Below are 20,394 nucleotides of genomic sequence, written 5' to 3'. Positions count from 1 at the left end.
TGCTGGAACCGTGCGGGCCGCACGCCGGCGGGCGCGGCGCCGACCGGCCGGACGACGGCGAGGGCGGCGCTGGCAGTGGCTGCTGGGCGAGCCGGCAGGAGCTCGGCGGGGCCGTACGGGCATCGCCGGCGGGGGCGGTTCTGGGCGTACGCCGGGGACTCGCGGCCAGCCGGGGCTGCCTGGGCCCGGGCCGGCGGATCGGCGTCGCCTCGGGCTCCTCGCCGCGCCGGGCGACCGGCGCGACCGCCAGGCGTGGGGCGGGCGACGGTGTGGCCGGCGGCGCGAGCGCGGCGGGCACGCCGGCCTCCTCGGCGCCCTGGGCAGTTCGGGGCACAGGCTCGGATCGGGGGGTGGGCGGGCGGCTGGTCATCTCAGGCTCCGATCGTGCTGGTGCTGCTGGTGGTCTTGCGGGTGCCGCGGCGGCCGTCACGGTGCAGGAGTCCGGCGAAGCGGCTCCGGGTCGTCTCGGGCGGCGGCTCGGCTCCGCCGTCCGGCCGGTCGGGAGCAGGCGGCTGCGCGGTGGCGGCGGGCGGCCGCGGCTCGCCCGGGCCGCGGCCGCCGCGCTGGAGCGGGATCACGCCTCGACCGGTCACCGCCGGCGGACTCGGCGCAGCGGCGGCCGACCCGGCCGTGAGGTCCTCGACGGGAGCCTCCGGGCGGCGGCGCCCCGACCGGCCGGCCGCCGCGCGACGCGGCGCCGGGTGCGAGCCGGACGGTCCGGACGATCCGGCGGGCGTCGGGGGGACCGGCGGTCGGTGCGGTACCCCGGGCGGCTCGGCCTCCCCCGAGGAATCGCCACCAGCCGTGGGAGAGTTCGATTTTGATGCTCCGTCAGAGCACGAGGCCGTACGACGGGCCCGCTCCGCACGGACCACTCGGAGCAGGCTGTCCGGCTCCAATCCGCCGTTGAGCGAGTGGTAGAGCAGGTCGGCCAGCGTGTAGGAGGGGTCCAGGTCGAGCGCTCTGGCCAGGGTGACCCGACTGGTCGCGCTGTCTCCGGCCAGCCATGACGTCCAGGCCAGCAGGGTCAGCGGCGCCTTCGCGAACTCGTCGTAGGGCGGCACGCAGCGCCGGATGAGGAAGCGCCACAGACGTTGGGCGGCGACCAGTTCGTCGGGCTCGGCGTACTCGGCGCCGCGGTCCCGGTTGTTCCGGTTCTGCAGACCGACGATCAACCGGGCGCTCTGATCGTCGTCCAGCTTCGGCGGCCCGGACCGGGACTCGGCCATGGCCTGGGCGATCAGCCGGTCGATGGCCGCCATCTCCCGCTGCTCGCCGTCCGGCTCGGTGAGGCTCTCGATCAGCCTGCCCATTTCCCGCTCCAGGGCATGGCGCTGTGCCTCGGCGAGCGCTGCGTCGATCGGGGCGAGCGCGGCCGCGATGGCCTTACGGCTGCCGCGCGGTGCCAGGCCGGCATAGGTGGCGGCGGCGACCACCGCACGCGGATCCCGACCCGAGAACACCGCGGTGCCGCTGAGGTCACAGCAGACCGGGTCGGTGCAGAGGTAGGACCACCAACGGCCGCCGGAGACGCAGAGCGCCTCCCTGACCTGGAGGCCGAACGCGCCGGCGGCCTCCAGCAGGTGGTCGGCCAGCGGGCGCAGCTGGGGCATCACCCGCTCGGCTCCGGGCTCCGGGTCCCGGACCAGGTAGAGCAGGAGCGCGTCCGGGCGCTGGTCGCGCTGCTCGGAGAGGGTGACCAGGAGCTCCACGGCCTCGGCGGCGATCCGCGGCCACTCGGTGGGGTGCTCGGGGATGTCGAAGCGGATCGCTCCGCCCTGCCGGGCGGCCGGGCCGTGCAGACCGACCGCGACGATGCTGTCGTCCGGGTAGAAGCCGAGCAGATACGGCAGCATCGCGGCCAGGTCCGCGGGGCCGCGCATCCGCACCGACTGCTGTCCGGGGAGTCGGAGGTGGGACATGGCGGTCGAGTCGTCGTGTGTCATGACGGAAGAGTGCGTCCGGTCACGACCGTCCAGCGGAGATTTCTCCCGGACTGTGGACAACCCGGCCCCTGTGGACAAACCGATTGCCCCGGCCGGGTGAACCAAGCCTGTCGACTGCCGAGTTGTCCACAGATGTGGTCACCGGTTCGCCCCACGTCAGTCCGGCAGGGTTTCATGGACGCCATGGACCAGCCGATGCCCACTCCGGACCACCCCGGCGCCGACCGAGCCGCCACCGCCCAGCCCGCCAGCGGCCGCGGCAGCGCCGACCGCAGTGACGCCGACCGCGGTGCCGTCGACCGCAGTGACGCCGACCGCGGTGACGTCCGCGAGCGCGCCGAGGCGGTGCTGCGCGAGCTGGCGGGGCCGCAGGCCAGGCTGCGGGACGACCAGTGGCTCGCCATCGAGGCCCTGGTGGTGGACCACCGGCGGGCGCTGGTCGTCCAGCGCACCGGCTGGGGCAAGTCGGCCGTCTACTTCATCGCCACCGCGCTGCTGAGGGCCGGCGGCGCCGGTCCCACGGTGATCGTGTCGCCGCTGCTCGCGCTGATGCGCAACCAGGTGGATTCGGCCGCGCGAGCCGGGATCCAGGCCCGCACGATCAACTCCGCCAACCCGCAGGAGTGGGAGGAGATCCAGGCCGAGGTCGCGGCCGGGACGGTGGACATCCTGCTGGTGAGCCCGGAGCGGCTGAACAACCCCGACTTCCGTGACCAGGTGCTGCCCAAGCTCGCGGTCTCCACCGGCCTGCTGGTGGTCGACGAGGCGCACTGCATCTCCGACTGGGGCCACGACTTCCGGCCCGACTACCGCCGGCTGCGCACCATGCTGGCCGACCTCTCCCCCGGCGTCCCGGTGCTGGCGACCACCGCCACGGCCAACGCCCGGGTCACCGAGGACGTCGCCGAGCAGTTGGGCACCGGCGGTTCCGACGGTCGCGCCCTGGTGCTGCGCGGCCCGCTCGACCGCGAGAGCCTGAGCCTCGCGGTGCTGTCGCTGCCCGATCCGGCCCATCGCCTGGGCTGGCTCGCCGACCACCTGGACGAGCTGCCGGGTTCGGGCATCATCTACACGCTCACGGTGGCCGCCGCCGAGGAGGTGACCGACTTCCTGCGTGGTCGGGGCTTCGCGGTCGCCTCGTATTCGGGCCGCACCGAGGACGCCGAGCGCCGCGGGGCCGAGGCCGATCTGCTGGCCAACCGTGTGAAGGCGCTGGTCGCCACCTCGGCGCTGGGCATGGGCTTCGACAAGCCCGATCTCGGCTTCGTGGTCCACCTGGGGTCCCCGGGCTCGCCGATCGCCTACTACCAGCAGGTCGGCCGAGCCGGGCGCGGGGTGGACCGCGCCGAGGTCCTGCTGCTTCCCGGGCGCGAGGACGAGGCGATCTGGCGGTACTTCGCCTCCCTCGGCTTCCCTCCCGAGGAGCAGGTCAGGCGGACCCTCGGCGCTCTGGCCGAGGCCGGCCGGCCACTCTCCACGGCCGCGCTGGAGGCCCGCGTCGATCTGCGCCGGGCCCGGCTGGAGACCATGCTCAAGGTCCTCGACGTGGACGGCGCGGTGCACCGGGTGCGCGGCGGCTGGCTGGCCACCGGGGAGCCGTGGTCCTACGACGGCGAGCGCTACGCCAAGGTCGCCCGGGCCCGGGCGGACGAGCAGCAGGCGATGCGCGAGTACGCCGCCGGCGGCCACTGCCGGATGGAGTTCCTGCGCCGTCAGCTGGATGACGAGCAGGCGGCGCCCTGCGGACGCTGCGATGTCTGCGCCGGCCCCCGGCACAGCGAGGCGGTGTCGGCGCAGGCGCTCGACACCGCTCGAGCCGCGCTGGGCCGGCCCGGTGTCAGCTTCGAGCCGCGCCGCCTGTGGCCCACCGGGATGGACGCGCTGGGCGTGCCGCTCAAGGGCCGGATCCCGGCCGACGAGCAGGCACAGGGCGGGCGGGCCCTGGGCCGGCTCTCCGACATCGGCTGGGGCGGGCGCCTGCGGACCCTGCTGGCCGAGGGCGCGCCGGACGGCCCGGTGCCCGCTGACCTGCTGGACGCGCTGGTCACCGTGCTGGCCGACTGGGCCCGCGGCCCGGGCGGTTGGGCCGGGAGCGAGCCGGAGACCGGCCGCCCGGTCGGGGTGGTCACCATGGCGTCCGCCTCCCGTCCGCAGTTGGTGGGCACGCTGGGCGCGCGGATCGCGGAGATCGGCCGGCTGCCGCTGCTCGGTCGGATCGAGTACGTGGACGGCCGGCCGCCGCACGGCGCGCGCAGCAACAGCGCCCAGCGACTGCACTCTCTCGCGGGGGGCCTGGTGCTCTCCGACGAGCTGGCCCGGTCACTGGCGGCCACGCCGGGCCCGGTGTTGCTGGTGGACGACCTGGTCGACAGCGGCTGGACGATGACGGTGGCGGCCCGGCTGCTCCGCCGAGCGGGTGCGCAGGCGGTGTTGCCACTGGTCCTGGCTGTTCAGGGGTGATCGGGCGGTGCGCCCCGGGAGCGGGTGACTCGGCTGGTCCTACGGGGACGAGCCGAGCTTGAGCCATCCAGGGAATATATCCGGCATATCCCCTGCTTTAGGGCGCTATTCATCAGCCCATCGTTGCCGCCCCGGCCATCTGACGTGAGAATTGCCCTGTACCCAGTCACTGGTCCCAAGGACCGGAATTCGGCGTACACACGTGCCCGCGTGTGCAAGGGCCGGGAAGGAGAACGATGGTCCACGGTGTCGGCCGCGGCCAGCTCTCCTCCGTCACGGGTCGGTGCATCGACCTGGAGAGCTGGTCGAGCGCGGGTGTACCGCTGCTGCGCGACCCGCGCGACCTGGTCATCGATCTGCATCAGCGTCATCTGCCGCAGCCGGGCACCAGCGTGCTCGCGGTGGTGGACGTGGACAACCGCGTGGTCGCCTCCGCCTCCGTCGCCTTGCGGCCCCTGGTCACGGACGGCTGGCCACTGCGCAACGCCCTGCTCGGCCAGCTGCGCCGGGTGACCGCGCACGACCTGCGGCTGGCCACGCCGCGGCGGACGGCCGTGCTGCTCTGCTGCCGTGACGGTGTGTCCGGCTGGACCGAGCAGGACGGTGCCTGGATGTGGGCGCTGCGCGACACCGCCTCGCTGCACGGGCTGCGCTGCGGCGCCTACCTCACGCTGACCTCGACCGGCTGGCAGGTGCTCGGCGAGGGGCGCTCGGGTCGGACGCCGCACGCGGGTTCCTGGTCCGAGCGCCCGGTGCACACGGTCTCCGAACTGCCGCGGCGCAGCGCCCCGCGGGTCCGTCCGGTCGCGGAGTACACCCGGCCCGCCGTTCCCTGGTCGGCCGGCGCCGCACCGAGCACCGCACCGAGCCCAGCGCCGATCCGGCACCTCGCCCGCTGAGCAGCCGCCGGCGGACCCCAGGTCGGCGCAGGAGTACGACACCCGGCCCCAGAGGAAGCACGGACCCCGGCGCGCCGCGGCGACAGCCCGGGCGGGCTGTCGCACCGCGGCCACCGTGGTCAGGCCGGAACCGGCTGCCCCTCGACGACGGCCGCGCCGGCCAGCTGGGCGGTCGCACCGCAGACCACCAGCAGCGCCACCGCGTGGCTGCGCGCCTGCTCCACCGCGAGCACCGCGGGACCGGGCTCGGTGGCCTCCAGCACCAGGACGACGACCTCGCGCCGGGCCGGGCGGGTCAGCGCAAGGTCTGCGTAGAACACGTCGGAGGCCTCGGCCAGTTGGGCCCAGTACCGGCCCTCGCCGAAGGACAACTCGTGCTGCTGCCAAGGGTGCGGGCGGCCGGACGTGAGGACGAGGATGTCGCCGGGCTCGCGCCCCGACTCCAGCAGCTGGTCGACCGTCTGGTCGGCCTGCGCCAAGGCGTTCTCCGGGGCGGCGGGCACCAGTTGGACGGCCGGGCCGGCCGGAGCCGGTCGCGGGCCGGGCGCGGGAATCCGCGGCCGCGGCCCGGGCTTGGGCGGACCGGGCCGCGGCGTGGCCGGGCGCGGTGGGCCAGGGCGCGGGCCGGGTACCGCGGCGGGCGCCGCCGTGGGGGCGGCGGTCCCGCGGACGGTAGGGCTGACGGGGGACGCGCTGCCGGCGGCAGGCGTACTGGGGGCTTGTGCGTCCGACTCGCGGGGGAAGGGAACGCCGGGGCCCGGGATGCTCTCGTGAATCTCCGGCTCCTCGGGGAAGACAGGCATACCCGGATATCTATCAAATGCCGGTCGGATGCGCACGGGCGCCCCACCTGTTGGGCGGCGACCAGTCGACCCGATCAGCGGAACGTGCCGCCACGGAGTATTCCTGATGAACAGTCAGAAGCCGAGAGTGAGCTGTTCGTCGCCGTCCGCCATGCTCCGCGAGCGCTTGAGGTGACTCCAGCGCGGCAGCGCGTCCATGAAGGCCCAGGAGAGGCGGTGGTGTTCGGTGGGTCCGAACTCCGCCAGCGCCGCCCGGTGCACCGGCGAGGGATAGCCGGCGTTGTCCTCGAAGCCGAAGGCCGGGAACTCCGGTGCCAGCTCGGCCATCTGTCCGTCCCGGTGCACCTTGGCGAGCACCGAGGCGGCGGCGACGCAGACGCAGCTCTGGTCGCCCTTGATCACCGTCCGCACCCGCCAGGGGCCGCCGAGGTAGTCGTGCTTGCCGTCCAGGATCACCGCGTCGGGGCGGACCGGGAGCGCCTCCAGCGCCCGCAGGGCGGCCAGCCGCAGCGCCGCGGTCATGCCGAGTTCGTCACACTCCAGCGCGGAGGCCTGGCCCAGCGCGTACGCCGTGACCCAGTCCGCCAGCACCGGAGCCATCTGCTCCCGGCGCCGCGGGGTCAGCAGCTTGGAGTCGGTCAGCCCCTCGGGCGCGCGCCGCAGACCGGTCACGGCGGCGCCGACCGTCACCGGACCGGCCCAGGCACCGCGCCCCACCTCGTCCAGCCCGGCGACGAGGGTCGCGCCCGTGCGGCGCAGCGAGCGCTCGACGCTGTGGGTCGGTGGCTGGTAGGGCATCGGAGGGTCCGTTTCGACTCGAGCGGCCAGGGCGACAGGAGGAGCAGCCGTCCGGCCGCGCGACTTCCACCCTACGGCGGGCGCTCCTCAGCCCTTGACCGATCCCGCCAGCAGCCCGCGGACGAAGTACCGCTGCAGCCCGAAGAAGACCAGCAGCGGAATGACGATCGACAGGAACGCCCCCGCCGTCAGCACCTCCCAGTGACCGCCGAAGGAGCCGGAGAGCTGGGCCAGCCGGACCGTCATCGGCGCCACCTCGGGGGTGCCGCCGGCGAAGGTCAGGGCCACCAGCAGGTCGTTCCAGACCCAGAGGAACTGGAAGATCGCGAAGGACGCCAGGGCCGGCGCGCAGAGCGGCAGCACGATGGACCGGAAGATCTTGAAGTGCGAGGCGCCGTCGACCACCGCCGCCTCCATCAGGTCGCGCGGCAGTTGGGAGATGAAGTTGTGCAGCAAGAAGGTGGCCAGCGGCAGCGCGAACATGGTGTGCGCCAGCCAGACCGGCACGTAGGTCCCGCTCAGGTCGAACTTCGGGATGACGGTCAGCCCGCCCAGGTGGGCACCGCCCGAGAAGAGCTGGAGCAGCGGGATCAGGGCCATCTGCAGCGGCACCACCTGCAGCGCGAAGATCAGGAAGAAGAGCGTGTCACTCCCCCGGAACCGGACCCAGGCCAGCGCGTAGGCGGCCATCGAGGCCAGCACCAGCGGGAAGACGGTGGCCGGGACGGTGATGGCCAGCGAGTTGACCAGATAGGGCATCAGCCCGCCCTGGACCCCGAATCCGCCGTCGAAGAGGACGGAGTGGTAGTTGGAGAGGATCAGGTCCGGGTGGCTGAAGACGTTCCACCAGCCGCTGACCGCCACCTGTTGCTGCGGCCGCAGCGAGGTGGCGAGCAGCCCGAAGGTCGGGATGGTCCACAGGATCGTGACCACGATGACGAAGAGCGAACCGAGCGGACTGCTGAACGACTTGCGGACGGCCTTGACCGCGGGCAGCGGCCGCGCGGTGGACAGGGCCGGCTGGTCGGACGTCTGACTGCTCATCGGGTGGCCCGCTCCTTGCGCAGTTGGACGATGTTGTAGCCGACCAGCGGGAGGACCGCGATGAAGAGGATCACCGCGAGCGCGCTGCCCCGGCCGACGTTGAACTGCACGAAGGACTGCGAGTACATCTCGTTGGCCAGGACCTGGGTGCCGAAGTTGCCGCCGGTCATGGTGCGGACGATGTCGAAGGCCTTCAGCGTGACGATCATGACGGTGGTCAGCACGACGACCAGGGTGGTGCGGATCATCGGCACCGTGACGTACCAGAAGAGCCGCAGCCCGCTCGCGCCGTCGAGCCGGGCGGCCTCGGTCACCTCGTCGGGGATCGCCTTGATCGCCGCCGAGAGAACCACCATCGCGAAACCGGTCTGCACCCAGACCATGACCACCATCAGCAGGAAGTTGTTCAGCGGGTGGGACAGGATCCAGTTCGGGGGATTGTGCCAGCCGAGCCAGACCGCCACCTGGCTGAGCAGCCCTATCTGCGCCTGGGAGGAGTCCCGGGTGTCATAGACGAACTTCCAGATGATGCTGGCGCCGACCAGCGAGATCGCCATCGGCATGAAGATCAGCGACTTGTAGAGCGACTGCCAGCGCATCCGGTCCACCAGCAGCGCCAGCACCAGCCCCAGGCCGGTGGCCGCCACGGGGGCGACCACCAGCCAGAGCAGGGTGTTGAGCAGTACCTGGTGGATCGTGTCGGTCGTGAAGGCCCAGCCGTAGTTCTTGAGCCCGAGGAACCTGCTGCTGTCGTCGCTGCGGAAGCTGAGGTAGATCGTCCGGATCAGCGGTGCCACCAGGCCCACCAGGAGCAGCAGCAGCGCCGGGCCGAGGAAGACCGCGATGGCGAGCGGACGGCCGAGCCGACCGGTCGCCCGACCCGCCGCGAAGAAGACCACCAGCAGGATGCCCAGGAAGCCGGCGATCGCCCCGAAGCTGTTGCCCAGTTTGATCGCGGCGTCGTTCCAGGCCGAGTCGGCGAGTAGGGGACTGGTCACGGGCATGCGAGCGAGGTCCTTCCGACGAAGGGGTGCTACCTGACCGGGTGGGGCACCGGCGCCTACTGGGGCCAGGCGCTGTCGACGTCCGCGGCCACCTTCGGGATCGACTCGCCCTCCGCGAACCAGGCGGTGAACGCCTTCCACTCCTCGCCGGAGCCGACCGCCGCGGGCATCATGTCCGAGGCGTCGAACCGGAAGGCGACGGACGTGTCCGTCAGCGCCTTGGCGGAGAGCTGGTCGATGGGGTCGGTGTAGAGGCTCTGGTCCACGCCGTGGTTGGCCGACACCCAGCCGGGTGCGACCTTGACCCGGCTGGTGGCCCAGTCCGCCGTGGAGAGGTAGTTCTGCACCGCCTGCACCTCGGGTCGGCTGGAGAAGGCGGCCAGGAACTCGCCGCCGCCCTCGACCGGAACCGGGAGCGCCGGGTTGACCGGCGGCAGCTGGAAGGCGAAGACGTCGCCGTCCGGGCCGACCTTGGCGGTCTTGGGCCACTGCGCCTCGTAGAACGAGGCCTGCTGGAGCATCCAGCACTTGCCGGTGAGGACCGGCGCGCCCGCGTCCTGGAACGTCGTGGTGGCGATCGACTTCACGTCCCCGATCCCGCCGTTGACCCAGGCCGGGTTCTGCATCCAGCCCGCCACCGTCTGCATCGACTGGATGATCGGCGGGTCACTGAACTTGACCTTGTGGCTCACCCAGTCGTCGTAGACCTGGCTGCCCTGGCCGCCGAGCACGACCTCCTCCAACCAGTCGGTGGCCGGCCAGCCGGTCGCCGTGCCGGAGCCGATGCCACCGCACCAGGGCTTGCTGCCGTTGGTGCCGGCCGCGGCGATCTTGTCGCTGAGCGCCTTCAGGTCGGCCCAGGTCTTCGGCACGGTGTAGCCCGCCGCCTGGAACGCCTTGGGCGAGTACCAGACCAGGGACTTCATGTTGGCGCTCATCGGTGCCGCGTAGAAGGTCCCGTTGACCGAGCCGTAGGTCTTCCAGATCGGGCTCCACTGGTCCTCGTTCGTCACCGTCTGGGCCGGCGGCTTGACGACCTTGCCGGTCTTCACCATCTGGCCCAGCAGGCCGGGCTGCGGGATGATCGCCAGGTCCGGGGTGTTGCCACCGGCGACCCGGACCGGGAGTTGGGACTCGAAGTCGTTCGAGCCCTCGTAGGAGATCTTGATTCCGGTACAAGTACTGAACTCGGCCCAGGACTTCTCCAGGGAGTCCGACTCCGGGCTGAGGATCGAGGCGAACATCGTCACCGTCGTCCCGGAATGCCCCGCGTACGGCTGGTACTTGGCGCAGCTCGCCGGCAGGGGCGCCGCCGAGCCGGCACTGCCGGAACTGCTGCCGGAGCTGTTGGAGCAGGCGGCGGCGAGCGAGAGGCCCAGCAGCGCCGGAGCCACCAACAGTCGATTTCTGAACCGGGCACTCGTCCTGATGTTCAAAGCGTTCTCCTGCGGCCTGGGACGAACCACATGACACTGCGCTGAACCGGAAGTCGCATGAGGCCGTGGCAGGATCGGCCACGGCCAGGTCGACGGCGACTGGCTTGAAGACGCTAACGCACCGTTCATCAGACGCCAAGGACACGTTCAACTTTCACTGTGAAGACTTCCCGTCACAATCCGCGTTCGTGACCGTGCCCGCCGATACCTACCCCTGGCCCCGCTCCGAAACGCCGACGGTGCGAGAAGTCGAACCGACCGACTTCCCGCACCGCGTTGCCCCACAGGTGAATTGACTGTCCGTCAGTACAGTCGTACCGGCAGCCCCTGCAGGCTGTTGAGCACGATCGAGGCGGCCGGGCGCAGTTGGTCGTCCGGCACCGCCAGGGACAGTTCCGGGAAGCGCTCGAAGAGCGCGGGCAGTGCCACCTGCGCCTCCAGCCGGGCCAGCGGCGAGCCGGGGCAGACATGCGGCCCGTGGCCGAAGGACAGGTGCCGGATCGGGTCCCGGGTGATGTCGAACAGCTCGGCGGTCACGCCGTGCTGCAGCGGGTCGCGGCCGATCGCGTTGTACGAGATCAGCACCGGATCGCCGACCGGCACCAGCGCCTCGCCCACCCTGATCTCCTCGGTCGCGTACCGGAAGAGGAAGTTGCTGGTCGGCGGCGTCCAGCGGAGCGACTCCTCGACGACGGCGGACCAGCCCACCTCGCCCGAACGCGCCAGGGCCAGCTGGTCGGGGTGCCGCAGCAGGGCCCGCACCGCGTTGGTGATCAGGTTGACCGTGGTCTCGTGGCCGGCGGCGATCATCACCCGCAGGGTCGCGGCCGCCTCGGCGTCCGACAGCTCGCTGCCGTCGAGGTCGGCGGCCAGCAGCGCGCTGGTCAGATCATCGCCCGGCGCGGCACGGCGCTGCCGCACCAGGTCGTCGACGAAGGCGTTCAGCGCCGCGATGATCGAGTGGATCCCCGCCGGGTCCGGCACGCTGCGGAAGAACCGCTCATAGAGCTCGCGCAGATAGCCGTGGTCCGCCGGGTCGACCCCCAGCAGGGTGCCGATCACCGTCATCGGCAGCGGAAACGCGAAGGCCGACTTCAGGTCGACCAGCGGCTCGCCAGCAGCCAGCTCGTCCAGCAGCCGAGCGGTCAGCTGCTCCACCTGAGGCCGCATCAACTCGACCCGGCGGGGCGTGAACGCCTGCGCGACCAGCGCGCGCAGGCGCCGGTGCTCCTCCCCGTCCGCGGTCACCATGCTCGGGCCCGGCACCGCCACACCGATCAGCGGCCAGTCGCGGGGGATCTCGCCGCGCTGGTAGGCCGCCCACTGCCGGACGTCCTTGACCAGGCGCTGATCCGTCAGCAGGGCGCGCGCGGCGGCATGCCGGGTGACCGCCCAGGCCCGCACCCCGCCCGGCAGCTCCACCGGCACCACCGGCCCGGCCGCGCGCAGCACCGCACCCTCGGCCGCGCTGTCGCGCGCGAAGGGGTCGAGTGCCACCACGCCGCTCATAAGCACACTGGTCATCCGAAGGCTCCTCCGGTCGTCGTCGACGGGGTGAATCCGACCGGCAGCGCCACCAGCGCACGCACCCAGGCCGACGGCCGCCAGACCAGCGCGTGCTCGGCCACCGCCAGCCGCAGGTCCGGCAGCCGGTCCAGCAACACCTCGACGGCCGTGCCGGCGATCACCTCGGCCGCCTCCTGCGCCGGGAACGGACAGCGGTGCTCGCCGTGCGAGAAGCTCAGGTGCGCCCGGTTGCCCTCCGCCGCCTGACCACCCGCCTGCCGCACCGCCGGATCGGCGTTCGCCCCCGCGAGCCCGAGCAGCACCATGTCACCGGCCGCGATCCGCTGCCCGCCGAGCTGGGTGTCCCGCACCGCCCAGCGGCCCGCGAAGATCTGGGTGGGCGTGTCCTCCCAGAGCGCCTCGCCGAGCGCCTGCCCCACGCTGCGGCGGCCGCCCGAGAACGAGGCGGCGAAGCGGTCGTCGGTGAGCATCAGCCGCAGCGCGTTGGCGATCCAGTAGGCGGTCGGCTGGTGGCCCGCGGCCAGCAGCACCCGCAGGTCGCGCACCACCTCGTCGTCGCTCAGACCGGCCGGGTGGACCAGCAGCCGCGAGGTGATGTCCGCGCCGGGCTCTGAGCGCTTGGCCTCGACCAGCTCGAGCATGGTCGTCACGATCCGCTGCGAGGCCTGCTGCGCGTCCGGGCCGCCGTCCATCATGGCCACCAGGTTCGCGATCAGCGCCGGCACCTGGGCCTCGTCCAGCCCCAGCAACCAGCAGAGCACCAGCAGCGGCATCCGGTGCGCGTAGTCGGCGACCAGGTCCGCCTCACCGCGGCCCGCGAAGGCGTCGATCAGCCGGTCGGCGATCCGCTCGCAGTACTTCTTCAGCTCGTACGGATCCACCGCGCCGAGCGCGTCGGTGACCGCGGCGGAGCGGCGCTGGTGCTCGGCGCCCTCGGTGTACAGGATCGAGGCCACCGGGGTCATCAGCGGCCGCAGCGGCCAGTCCTCGGGGATGGTCGGCCAGGCGTTCCAGCGGCTGGAGTCGCGCCCGAAGAGCTTGGGCTGGCTCGTCACCGTCTGCAGCTCACGGTAGCCGATCACCAGCCAGGCGGGCACGCCGCCGGCCAACTCGACCGGGGCGACGGGGCCGTGCGCGGCCCGCAGCTCGCGGTAGACCTGCGCCGGATCGGTCTGGAACCGCGGACCGTACAGCTGCGCGGCCGCGCGGTGCGCGGGGCAGCCGGGCGGCGGGGTGGGCACCGGCTCGGTCACGAGTGGCTCTCCTCTTCCTGGCGTTCTTCCTGACGTGCTACCTGCCGCTCTTCCTGACGCTGACTCAGTTCGGCTTCGGTGCGTGCGCAGAGGTGGCGGACGAGCTCGATCAGCACCTGCTTGCTCGACTCGCGATCGCGCGCGTCGCAGTCCAGCAGCGGCACCTGCGGCGAGAGGTCGAGCGCCTCGCGGATCCGCTGCGGCGAATGCTTCGGCGGCTCGAAGGTGTTGCGGGCCACCACGAACGGCATCCCGTGCTGCTCCAGCCGGTCGATCGCGTACCAGGAGTCCGCCAACCGCCGGTCGTCCACCAGCACCACCGCGCCCAGCGCACCGCTGAACAGGCGGTCCCAGAGGAACCAGAAGCGCTCCTGCCCGGGTGCGCCGAAGAGGTACAGCACGCTCTCGGCGGACAGCGTGATCCGGCCGAAGTCGAAGGCCACCGTGGTGGCGCGCTTGTCGCGCACCGCCGACGGATCGTCGATGCCTTCGCCCGCGCGGGTCATCACCTCTTCGGTGGCCAGCGGCCGGATCTCGCTGACCGAGCCGACCAGCGTGGTCTTGCCCACGCCGAAGCCACCGACCACCACGATCTTCCACGCGTTGTCGGCGGTGCTCCGCAACGGGATCCGGCGTGCGGCCGGCCCGGCCTCAGAGCCGTTGGAGTCCATGCAGCACCTGCTTCAGCGTGTCGAGATCGGGCAGCCGGGCCTGGGCGGGAGCGAAGCGCGGGTGCCGGGCGGTGATCCGGCCGGCCTCCAGCAGATCGCCCAGCAGGATCTTCACCACGCTGATCGGCAGCCCCAGTTCGGCAGCCACCTCCACCACGGCGGTCGGCTGCCGGCACAGCCGCAGGATCCGCGCGTGCTCGGACTGCATGCCGGGCACCGGCTGTTGCTCGGTGACGATCAGCGTCACCACGTCGAAGGCGTGCGTACCGGCCGTGCTCCGCCCGCCGGTCACCGTGTACAGCCGGTCCGGACCGTCCGACAGGTCCGACCGCGGGGGCCGCGTCACGCGTCCGCGGTGGTGTCGTTCCCGCGCGGCGGCGCGCTCAGGAAGTCGCCGATCTGCTCGACCAGGCCGTGCATGTTGTGGCCGACCAGGCCCACGTCCGCGCTCTCGTCGGTGACCACCGCGAGGTGCGTTCCGTGGCCCGCCTCCACGATGCACAGGATGCCGCCGTGGAACTCGGTCATCGACTGCCGGACCCCGCCGCTGCCGTCGCCGAACTCGATCGAGGCGCCGTGCGCGAGGCTCTGGATGCCGGAGGCTATGGCGGCCAGCTGGTCGGCCTGATCGGCGCCCAGACCGGAGCTGTGGCACAGCTTCAGGCCGTCCGCCGACAGCACCAGGGCGTGCCGGGAGTCCGGCGTGTTGGCCAGCAGGTTCTCCAACAGCCAGTCGAGATCGCGGTCGGTGGTGCTGCTCATCAGGCATCGTCCTTCGGGATGTCCGGGATGTCGGTGGGCTGAGCGAGAGCGGGCTGGGCCGGGACGCCGTGGGCACCCTGGCCGAGCTGGACGCCCTGGACGCCCTGGCGGAAGTCGCCGAACCGGGCGGCGGCGGTCGGGACGGACCGGGTCCTCGCGGTCCTGCTCGGGCCGGCGGCCGCCGCCGCCAGCGTCTGGCCACGCCGCCGTCTGGGCAGTCCGTCCCCCGGCTCGGCCTCGGCCTCGAGCGCCGGTGCGGGCGCGGGCGCCGGTGCGGGCCGGTCCGATGCCGGCGCGACGGTCTCGCGGGTGGCGCTGTCCGCGCCAGGATCTTGCGCCAACTGCTCCTGGTGGACGATCAACTGCTCGGGAATCAGCATCACGACCCCCGTCCCACCACGCGAGGACGGCCGGAACGAGATCGCCAGCCCGTGCTTGCGGCCCAGCGCGCCGATCACCGCGAAGCCCAGCCGGGTGCCGGCCGAGAGCGTGGTCAGGTCCAACGGCTCACCGGAGACGGCCTGCTCGGCCCGGCGAAGCCAGACCTCGGAGAGCCCGAGCCCGCCGTCCTCCACGGTGATCGCCAGCCCGGTGTGCAACTCCTCGACGTAGACGTGCACCTCGGCCGGCGGCGCCGAGAAGTTGGCGGCGTTGTCCATCAGCTCGGCCAGCGCGTGCATCACGCCCTCAGCCGCGTAGCCCGCGACCGCGGCGCCGCTCGCCGAGTGCAGCCGCACCCGCTGGTAGGCGCTGATCCGGCCGAGCGCCCCGCGCAGCACGCTCTCCATCGGGATCGGCCGGCTCCACCGCCGACCGCTGCGGGCGCCGGTCAGCACGGCGATGCTGTCGGCCAGCCGGCCCGCCTGGGCGGTGCTGTGGTCGAGTCGGAGCAGGTCACCCAGCACCTGCTCGCCGTGCTGGTGCTGCATCTCGCGCAGTTCGGCGTGCATCGCGGTGGCCAGCGCCTGCATCCGCCCGGCCGCCGTCGCGCAGACCGCGAGGGCCGCCGCCCGCTGCCGCTCGCCGTACGCGACCTCCTTGGCGAGCAGCGCGACCAGGCTCTCGTGCGCGGTCTGCCGGTGTGCCACCAGGACGGTCTCCACCGAGGCGCCGGCCCGCAGCAGGCGGACCACCTCCGGGATCGTCCGTTCGGCCAGCAGCGCGAGTTCCGCCCGCTCGTCGTCGGCCGCGGCCCGGGCGGTCGCCGCCTCGGCCCGCGCCTCGACGGCCTCCGAGCGGGCGGCGAGCATCTCGACCCGGGCCGCCTCGGCCTCGGCGAGGGCCGCGTCGGCCCGGGCCCGCGATGCCTGCGCCTCGGCGAGCGCGGTGCCGGTCGCCGCCTCCGCGCGCAGCACCGCGGCCACCGCGGCCTCCCCCTTGGTCCGGCTGGTGGCCAGCTCGGCGGCCAGCCGACGGGCCCGCCGCCACTGCGCCAGCCCGGCCAGCGCCACCGCGCACCAGGCGGCCGCCGCCAGCGTCCCCCAGGCCGCGACCACCGACCGCTCCCCCTCGGGCGCGGCAACCACGGCCACGGCCACGGCGGCCCCCGCCACCCCCACCGCCACCAGGGCGGCGAGCAGCGCGGCCGGTCTGCCGGACAGGCGGGTGCGAGCGGTCATGGCGCGGTTCCTCGGCGGGCGTCGGAGCTAGGGCGGGTGCCAGCGCACCCGCCTCCCGCGGCGGGGAGATCCAAGATCAGTTGACGCGGTCAGCAGATCATATCGACTCAGCTGACCGGCTCGACCGGCGAGTTGACGCGATGTCTCCCAAGCGGCCGCCAGGCACACGCGAGCGGGGCGGGAACCTGTGGGTTCCCGCCCCGCTCGCACCGTTCCTCACCGCTAGACGGGAGGAACCTCGGCCGAGATCAGCTGCAGCCGCTGGTCGATCCGCAGCCCTCGCAGAGGTAGCAGCTGCCCGCGCGGCGCATCTTGGTGCCGCAGGAGAAGCAGAGCGGGGCGTCCGCGTTCAGGCCGAGCTGGATCTCCAGCAGCTCGGTCGAGTTGTGCGGGGCCTTCGCGGCGGCTGCGGCGGTGGCCGCGGGCGCCGGGGTCTCGCGCTTCGTGGCGGCCGGCTCGACCGCGCGCGGGGCGGACTGGGCCAGGCTCGTGACGTCCACGTCCTCCTCCTCGAGCGGCTCGTAGGAGCCGGTCTCCAGGTGGCGCTGGCGCTCCTCGACGGAGTGGATGCCGAGCGCGGAGCGGGTCTCGAAGGGCAGGAAGTCCAGCGCCAGGCGGCGGAAGATGTAGTCGACGATCGACTGGGCCATCCGCACGTCCGGGTCGTCGGTCAGACCGGCGGGCTCGAAGCGCATGTTGGTGAACTTCGAGACGTAGGTCTCCAGCGGCACGCCGTACTGCATGCCGACCGAGACGGCGATGGAGAAGGCGTCCATCATGCCCGCGAGGGTCGAGCCCTGCTTGGACATCTTCAGGAAGACCTCGCCCAGGCCGTCGTCCGGGTAGGAGTTGGCCGTCATGTAGCCCTCGGCGCCGCCCACGGTGAAGGAGGTGGTGATCCCCGGGCGGCCCTTGGGCAGGCGCTTGCGGACCGGGCGGTACTCGACGACCTTCTCGACGGCGGCCACGGGCTCCGCCGCGGCAGCCTCCTTGGTCTTCTTCGCCGACAGCGGCTGGCCGACCTTCGAGTTTTCGCGGTAGATGGCCAGCGCCTTGACGCCGAGCTTCCAGGCCTCGAAGTAGACCTCCTCGACGTCCTCGACGGTCGAGGAGACCGGCATGTTGACGGTCTTGGAGATCGCGCCGGAGATCCACGGCTGGATCGCCGACATCATCCGCACGTGCCCCATCGGCGAGATCGAACGCTCGCCCATCGCGCAGTCGAAGACCTCGTAGTGCTCGGACTTCAGGCCGGGTGCGTTGACCACGTTGCCGTGCTCGGCGATGTGGGCGACGATCGCCTCGACCTGCTCGGGCTGGTAGCCGAAGCGGCGCAGGGCACGCGGCACGGTGCCGTTGACGATCTGCATCGAGCCGCCGCCGACCAGCTTCTTGAACTTGACCAGGGCGAGGTCGGGTTCGACGCCGGTGGTGTCGCAGTCCATCATCAGGCCGATGGTGCCGGTGGGGGCGAGCACCGAGGCCTGGGCGTTGCGGAAACCGTTCTGCGCGCCGATCCGGAGCACGTCCTGCCAGGTCTCGGTGGCGGCGGCCCAGACCGGGGCGTCCAGCTCGTCCACCGCGACGGCGGCCGTGCTGGCGTCCGCGTGCTGCCGCATGACCCGCTGGTGCGGGGCGGCGTTGCGGGCGTAGCCGTCGTAGGGGCCGACCACGCCGGCCAGTTCGGCGCCGCGGCGGTAGGCGGTGCCGGTCATCAGCGAGGTGATCGCGCCGGCCAGGGCGCGGCCGCCGTCGGAGTCGTAGGCGTGGCCGGTGGCCATCAGCAGGGCGCCGAGGTTGGCGTAGCCGATGCCGAGCTGGCGGTAGGCGCGGGTGGTCTCGCCGATCTTCTCGGTCGGGAAGTCGGCGAAGCAGATCGAGATGTCCATCGCGGTGATGACCAGCTCGACGACCTTGGCGAAGTTCTCCGCGTCGAACGTGTCGTCGTCGCGCAGGAACTTCATCAGGTTCAGCGAGGCGAGGTTGCAGCTGGAGTTGTCCAGGTGCATGTACTCCGAGCACGGGTTGGAGGCGTTGATCCGGCCCGACTCGGGGCAGGTGTGCCAGTGGTTGATGGTCGAGTCGTACTGGATGCCCGGGTCGGCGCAGGCCCAGGCGGCCTCGGCCATCTTGCGGAACAGCTTCTTGGCGTCGACGGTCTCGATGACCTCACCGGTCATCCGGGCCCGCAGGCCGAACTCGCCGCCGTTCTCGACCGCCGTCATGAACTCGTCGGAGACCCGGACCGAGTTGTTGGCGTTCTGGTACTGGACGGAGGTGATGTCGTCCCCGCCGAGGTCCATGTCGAAGCCCGCGTCGCGCAGGGCGCGGATCTTCTCCTCCTCCTTCACCTTGGTCTCGATGAAGGCCTCGACGTCGGGGTGGTCGACGTCCAGCACGACCATCTTGGCCGCGCGGCGGGTGGCGCCACCGGACTTGATGGTGCCGGCCGAGGCGTCGGCGCCGCGCATGAAGGAGACCGGGCCAGAGGCGTTGCCGCCGGAGGAGAGCAGTTCCTTGGAGGAGCGGATCCGGGAGAGGTTCAGGCCGGCGCCGGAGCCGCCCTTGAAGATCATGCCCTCTTCCTTGTACCAGTCGAGGATCGAGTCCATCGAGTCGTCGACGGCCAGGATGAAGCAGGCGCTGACCTGCTGCGGCTGCTTGGTGCCGACGTTGAACCAGACCGGCGAGTTGAAGCTGAACACCTGGTGGAGGAGGGCGTGGGTCAGCTCGTGCTCGAAGACCTCGGCGTCGGCCGGGGAGGCGAAGTAGCCGTGCTTCTCGCCGGCCGCGCGGTAGGTGAGCACCACGCGGTCGATGATCTGCTTGAGGCTCCACTCGCGCTGCGGGGTGCCGACGGCGCCGCGGAAGTACTTGGAGGTGACGATGTTCACCGCGTTGACCGACCAGAAGTCGGGGAACTCGACACCGCGCTGCTCGAAGTTGATCGAGCCGTCACGCCAGTTGGTCATGACGACGTCGCGCCGCTCCCAGCTGACCTGGTCGTAGGGGTGCACCCCAGGAGTGGTGTAGATGCGCTCGATCCGCAGACCGCCCTTGGGGGCCTTGCCGGACCCCTTCGCCGCCTTCTCGGACTTCGACCCGCGTGCGGAACCGCTCGTCGTGTCTGTCACTGCTTCTCCTCCTCCTGGGCTTGCGCCCCGAATACCCCAATTGTCGCCTCTCGGCGCCATGGGGTATCGCTGCTTCTTCGCTTCTCCTGGCGTGCGGGCAGGCCGGGGACGCCGACCGGTTCGCACTGTGTGTATGGGTTCGCGCACCGTTTCCGGGCGCGCCGGAGCCCTTCCGGGCTGCCGTTCTGCTGCTTTGCCGCCTAGGGCGCCGCGGCGGGGACGGCGACCGTGGCGCCGTCGTCGCCCGCGGGCACCGGCTGCTCGGCGCCACGCAACTCGGCGATGGCGGCCTCGAAATCGGACAGGCCGTCGTAGGCCTGGTAGACCGACGCGAACCGCAGGAACGCGACGACGTCCAGGTCCTTCAGCGGACCGAGTATGGCCAGCCCCACGTCATGGGTGGAGAGCTCGGCCGAGCCGGAGGCCCGCACGCACTCCTCGACCCGCTGGCCGAGCTGGGCGAGGGCGTCCTCGGTGACCGGTCGGCCCTGGCAGGCCTTGCGGACTCCGGAGATCACCTTCTCCCGGCTGAACGGCTCGGTCACCCCGCTGCGCTTGATCACCATCAGCGCGGCCGTCTCCACCGTGGTGAAGCGGCGACCGCAGTCGGGGCACTGCCGGCGGCGACGGATCGAACTGCCGTCGTCGGCGGCGCGGCTGTCGACCACGCGGCTGTCGGAGTGCCGGCAGAAGGGACAGTGCACGGAACCGGCTCCCTTCTGGGGTCTGGCTGGCGGGCGAGCAGCGCTCAGTCTAGGTGACGCCCACCATGATCAAGTACCGGGGGACCACAACCTGTGGGCTGCGAGCACCTATGTAACCACTAGATCTAGGCCACTGTCCCGAGTAACACGCCCGACTCGCGCCCGATTCCGGTATCGCCCGGATCACCCGGCGCAATCGATGCTGGTCAGTCGCCGGTCGGTCGGGGAGGCGTCCGTTTCGACTCCACCCGGACGGCCGAGCGGCGGTTTCCGGTCGACTGTCGACGACTTCACCCCCATGCCGCACCGGCCCCTGGCGCGCCCTCTAGAATCG

16 protein-coding genes are annotated in these 20,394 nt (G+C 72.2%); 2 read left to right on the top strand and 14 right to left on the bottom strand.

Annotation, left to right across the window (positions count from 1 at the left end):
- Positions 1 to 371: 371 nt before the first annotated feature.
- A complete protein-coding gene (locus ABH937_RS26815) occupies positions 372 to 1,946 on the bottom strand; it encodes a DUF4192 domain-containing protein (RefSeq protein ID WP_280693723.1) in 1,575 nt (524 codons plus the stop codon).
- A gap of 183 nt (positions 1,947 to 2,129) precedes the next feature.
- Here ABH937_RS26815 and ABH937_RS26810 point away from each other — a divergent pair, with 183 nt between their 5' ends.
- Positions 2,130 to 4,406, top strand: a complete 2,277-nt coding sequence (locus ABH937_RS26810) for a DEAD/DEAH box helicase (RefSeq protein ID WP_370219742.1) — start codon at positions 2,130 to 2,132, stop codon at positions 4,404 to 4,406.
- Between the two features lie 236 nt (positions 4,407 to 4,642).
- A complete protein-coding gene (locus ABH937_RS26805) occupies positions 4,643 to 5,305 on the top strand; it encodes a hypothetical protein (protein WP_370219741.1) in 663 nt (220 codons plus the stop codon).
- Between the two features lie 119 nt (positions 5,306 to 5,424).
- Here ABH937_RS26805 and ABH937_RS26800 read toward each other — a convergent pair whose 3' ends face one another.
- From ABH937_RS26800 to nrdR, 13 genes are all read right to left on the bottom strand, one after another.
- Positions 5,425 to 5,808 (bottom strand): hypothetical protein, encoded by a 384-nt coding sequence (locus tag ABH937_RS26800; protein ID WP_370219740.1) that lies wholly within the window; start codon positions 5,806 to 5,808, stop codon positions 5,425 to 5,427.
- A gap of 414 nt (positions 5,809 to 6,222) precedes the next feature.
- A complete protein-coding gene (locus ABH937_RS26795) occupies positions 6,223 to 6,906 on the bottom strand; it encodes a ribonuclease HII (RefSeq protein WP_280693727.1) in 684 nt (227 codons plus the stop codon).
- 87 nt (positions 6,907 to 6,993) lie between these two features.
- On the bottom strand, positions 6,994 to 7,950 hold the full coding sequence (locus tag ABH937_RS26790) for a carbohydrate ABC transporter permease (protein ID WP_280693728.1): 957 nt from the start codon (positions 7,948 to 7,950) through the stop codon (positions 6,994 to 6,996).
- Positions 7,947 to 8,954 (bottom strand): carbohydrate ABC transporter permease, encoded by a 1,008-nt coding sequence (locus tag ABH937_RS26785; RefSeq protein WP_370219739.1) that lies wholly within the window; start codon positions 8,952 to 8,954, stop codon positions 7,947 to 7,949. Before ABH937_RS26785 ends, ABH937_RS26790 begins: the two co-directional genes overlap by 4 nt.
- Before the next feature lie 56 nt (positions 8,955 to 9,010).
- Positions 9,011 to 10,348: an ABC transporter substrate-binding protein gene (locus ABH937_RS26780; RefSeq protein ID WP_370219738.1), complete on the bottom strand. Its 1,338-nt coding sequence runs from the start codon at positions 10,346 to 10,348 to the stop codon at positions 9,011 to 9,013.
- 345 nt (positions 10,349 to 10,693) lie between these two features.
- Positions 10,694 to 11,914, bottom strand: coding sequence for a cytochrome P450 (locus ABH937_RS26775; protein WP_370219737.1), 1,221 nt, complete (start codon positions 11,912 to 11,914; stop codon positions 10,694 to 10,696).
- Positions 11,911 to 13,170, bottom strand: a complete 1,260-nt coding sequence (locus tag ABH937_RS26770) for a cytochrome P450 (RefSeq protein WP_280693732.1) — start codon at positions 13,168 to 13,170, stop codon at positions 11,911 to 11,913. Before ABH937_RS26770 ends, ABH937_RS26775 begins: the two co-directional genes overlap by 4 nt.
- Positions 13,167 to 13,841 (bottom strand): ATP/GTP-binding protein, encoded by a 675-nt coding sequence (locus tag ABH937_RS26765; protein WP_370219736.1) that lies wholly within the window; start codon positions 13,839 to 13,841, stop codon positions 13,167 to 13,169. Before ABH937_RS26765 ends, ABH937_RS26770 begins: the two co-directional genes overlap by 4 nt.
- Positions 13,822 to 14,187 (bottom strand): DUF742 domain-containing protein, encoded by a 366-nt coding sequence (locus tag ABH937_RS26760; RefSeq protein ID WP_280693734.1) that lies wholly within the window; start codon positions 14,185 to 14,187, stop codon positions 13,822 to 13,824. The genes ABH937_RS26765 and ABH937_RS26760 overlap by 20 nt, the downstream gene beginning before the upstream one ends.
- Positions 14,184 to 14,603, bottom strand: coding sequence for a roadblock/LC7 domain-containing protein (locus ABH937_RS26755; RefSeq protein ID WP_370219735.1), 420 nt, complete (start codon positions 14,601 to 14,603; stop codon positions 14,184 to 14,186). Before ABH937_RS26755 ends, ABH937_RS26760 begins: the two co-directional genes overlap by 4 nt.
- Positions 14,603 to 16,222, bottom strand: a complete 1,620-nt coding sequence (locus tag ABH937_RS26750; protein WP_370219734.1) for an ATP-binding protein — start codon at positions 16,220 to 16,222, stop codon at positions 14,603 to 14,605. Before ABH937_RS26750 ends, ABH937_RS26755 begins: the two co-directional genes overlap by 1 nt.
- A gap of 248 nt (positions 16,223 to 16,470) precedes the next feature.
- Positions 16,471 to 19,356 (bottom strand): vitamin B12-dependent ribonucleotide reductase, encoded by a 2,886-nt coding sequence (locus ABH937_RS26745; RefSeq protein ID WP_370219733.1) that lies wholly within the window; start codon positions 19,354 to 19,356, stop codon positions 16,471 to 16,473.
- A gap of 200 nt (positions 19,357 to 19,556) precedes the next feature.
- Positions 19,557 to 20,060, bottom strand: a complete 504-nt coding sequence (gene nrdR, locus ABH937_RS26740) for a transcriptional regulator NrdR (protein WP_370219732.1) — start codon at positions 20,058 to 20,060, stop codon at positions 19,557 to 19,559.
- Between the last annotated feature and the right edge of the window lie 334 nt (positions 20,061 to 20,394).

Origin of the sequence: Kitasatospora sp. GAS1066B, from assembly GCF_041262605.1 — a bacterium.
Taxonomy (GTDB): Bacteria; Actinomycetota; Actinomycetes; order Streptomycetales; family Streptomycetaceae; genus Kitasatospora.
The sequence above is the reverse complement of the archived record's forward strand: the minus strand, read 5'-3'. Positions and strand labels throughout refer to the sequence as shown.

Coding starts and splice junctions, on each gene's coding strand:
- ABH937_RS26805 (WP_370219741.1), top strand. CDS start 4,643: ATGGTCCACGGTGTCGGCCGCGGCCAGCTCTCCTCCGTCACGGGTCGG.
- ABH937_RS26790 (WP_280693728.1), bottom strand. CDS start 7,950: ATGAGCAGTCAGACGTCCGACCAGCCGGCCCTGTCCACCGCGCGGCCG.
- ABH937_RS26755 (WP_370219735.1), bottom strand. CDS start 14,603: ATGAGCAGCACCACCGACCGCGATCTCGACTGGCTGTTGGAGAACCTG.
- ABH937_RS26785 (WP_370219739.1), bottom strand. CDS start 8,954: ATGCCCGTGACCAGTCCCCTACTCGCCGACTCGGCCTGGAACGACGCC.
- ABH937_RS26810 (WP_370219742.1), top strand. CDS start 2,130: ATGGACCAGCCGATGCCCACTCCGGACCACCCCGGCGCCGACCGAGCC.
- ABH937_RS26815 (WP_280693723.1), bottom strand. CDS start 1,946: ATGACACACGACGACTCGACCGCCATGTCCCACCTCCGACTCCCCGGA.
- ABH937_RS26750 (WP_370219734.1), bottom strand. CDS start 16,222: ATGACCGCTCGCACCCGCCTGTCCGGCAGACCGGCCGCGCTGCTCGCC.
- ABH937_RS26765 (WP_370219736.1), bottom strand. CDS start 13,841: ATGGACTCCAACGGCTCTGAGGCCGGGCCGGCCGCACGCCGGATCCCG.
- ABH937_RS26795 (WP_280693727.1), bottom strand. CDS start 6,906: ATGCCCTACCAGCCACCGACCCACAGCGTCGAGCGCTCGCTGCGCCGC.
- ABH937_RS26775 (WP_370219737.1), bottom strand. CDS start 11,914: ATGACCAGTGTGCTTATGAGCGGCGTGGTGGCACTCGACCCCTTCGCG.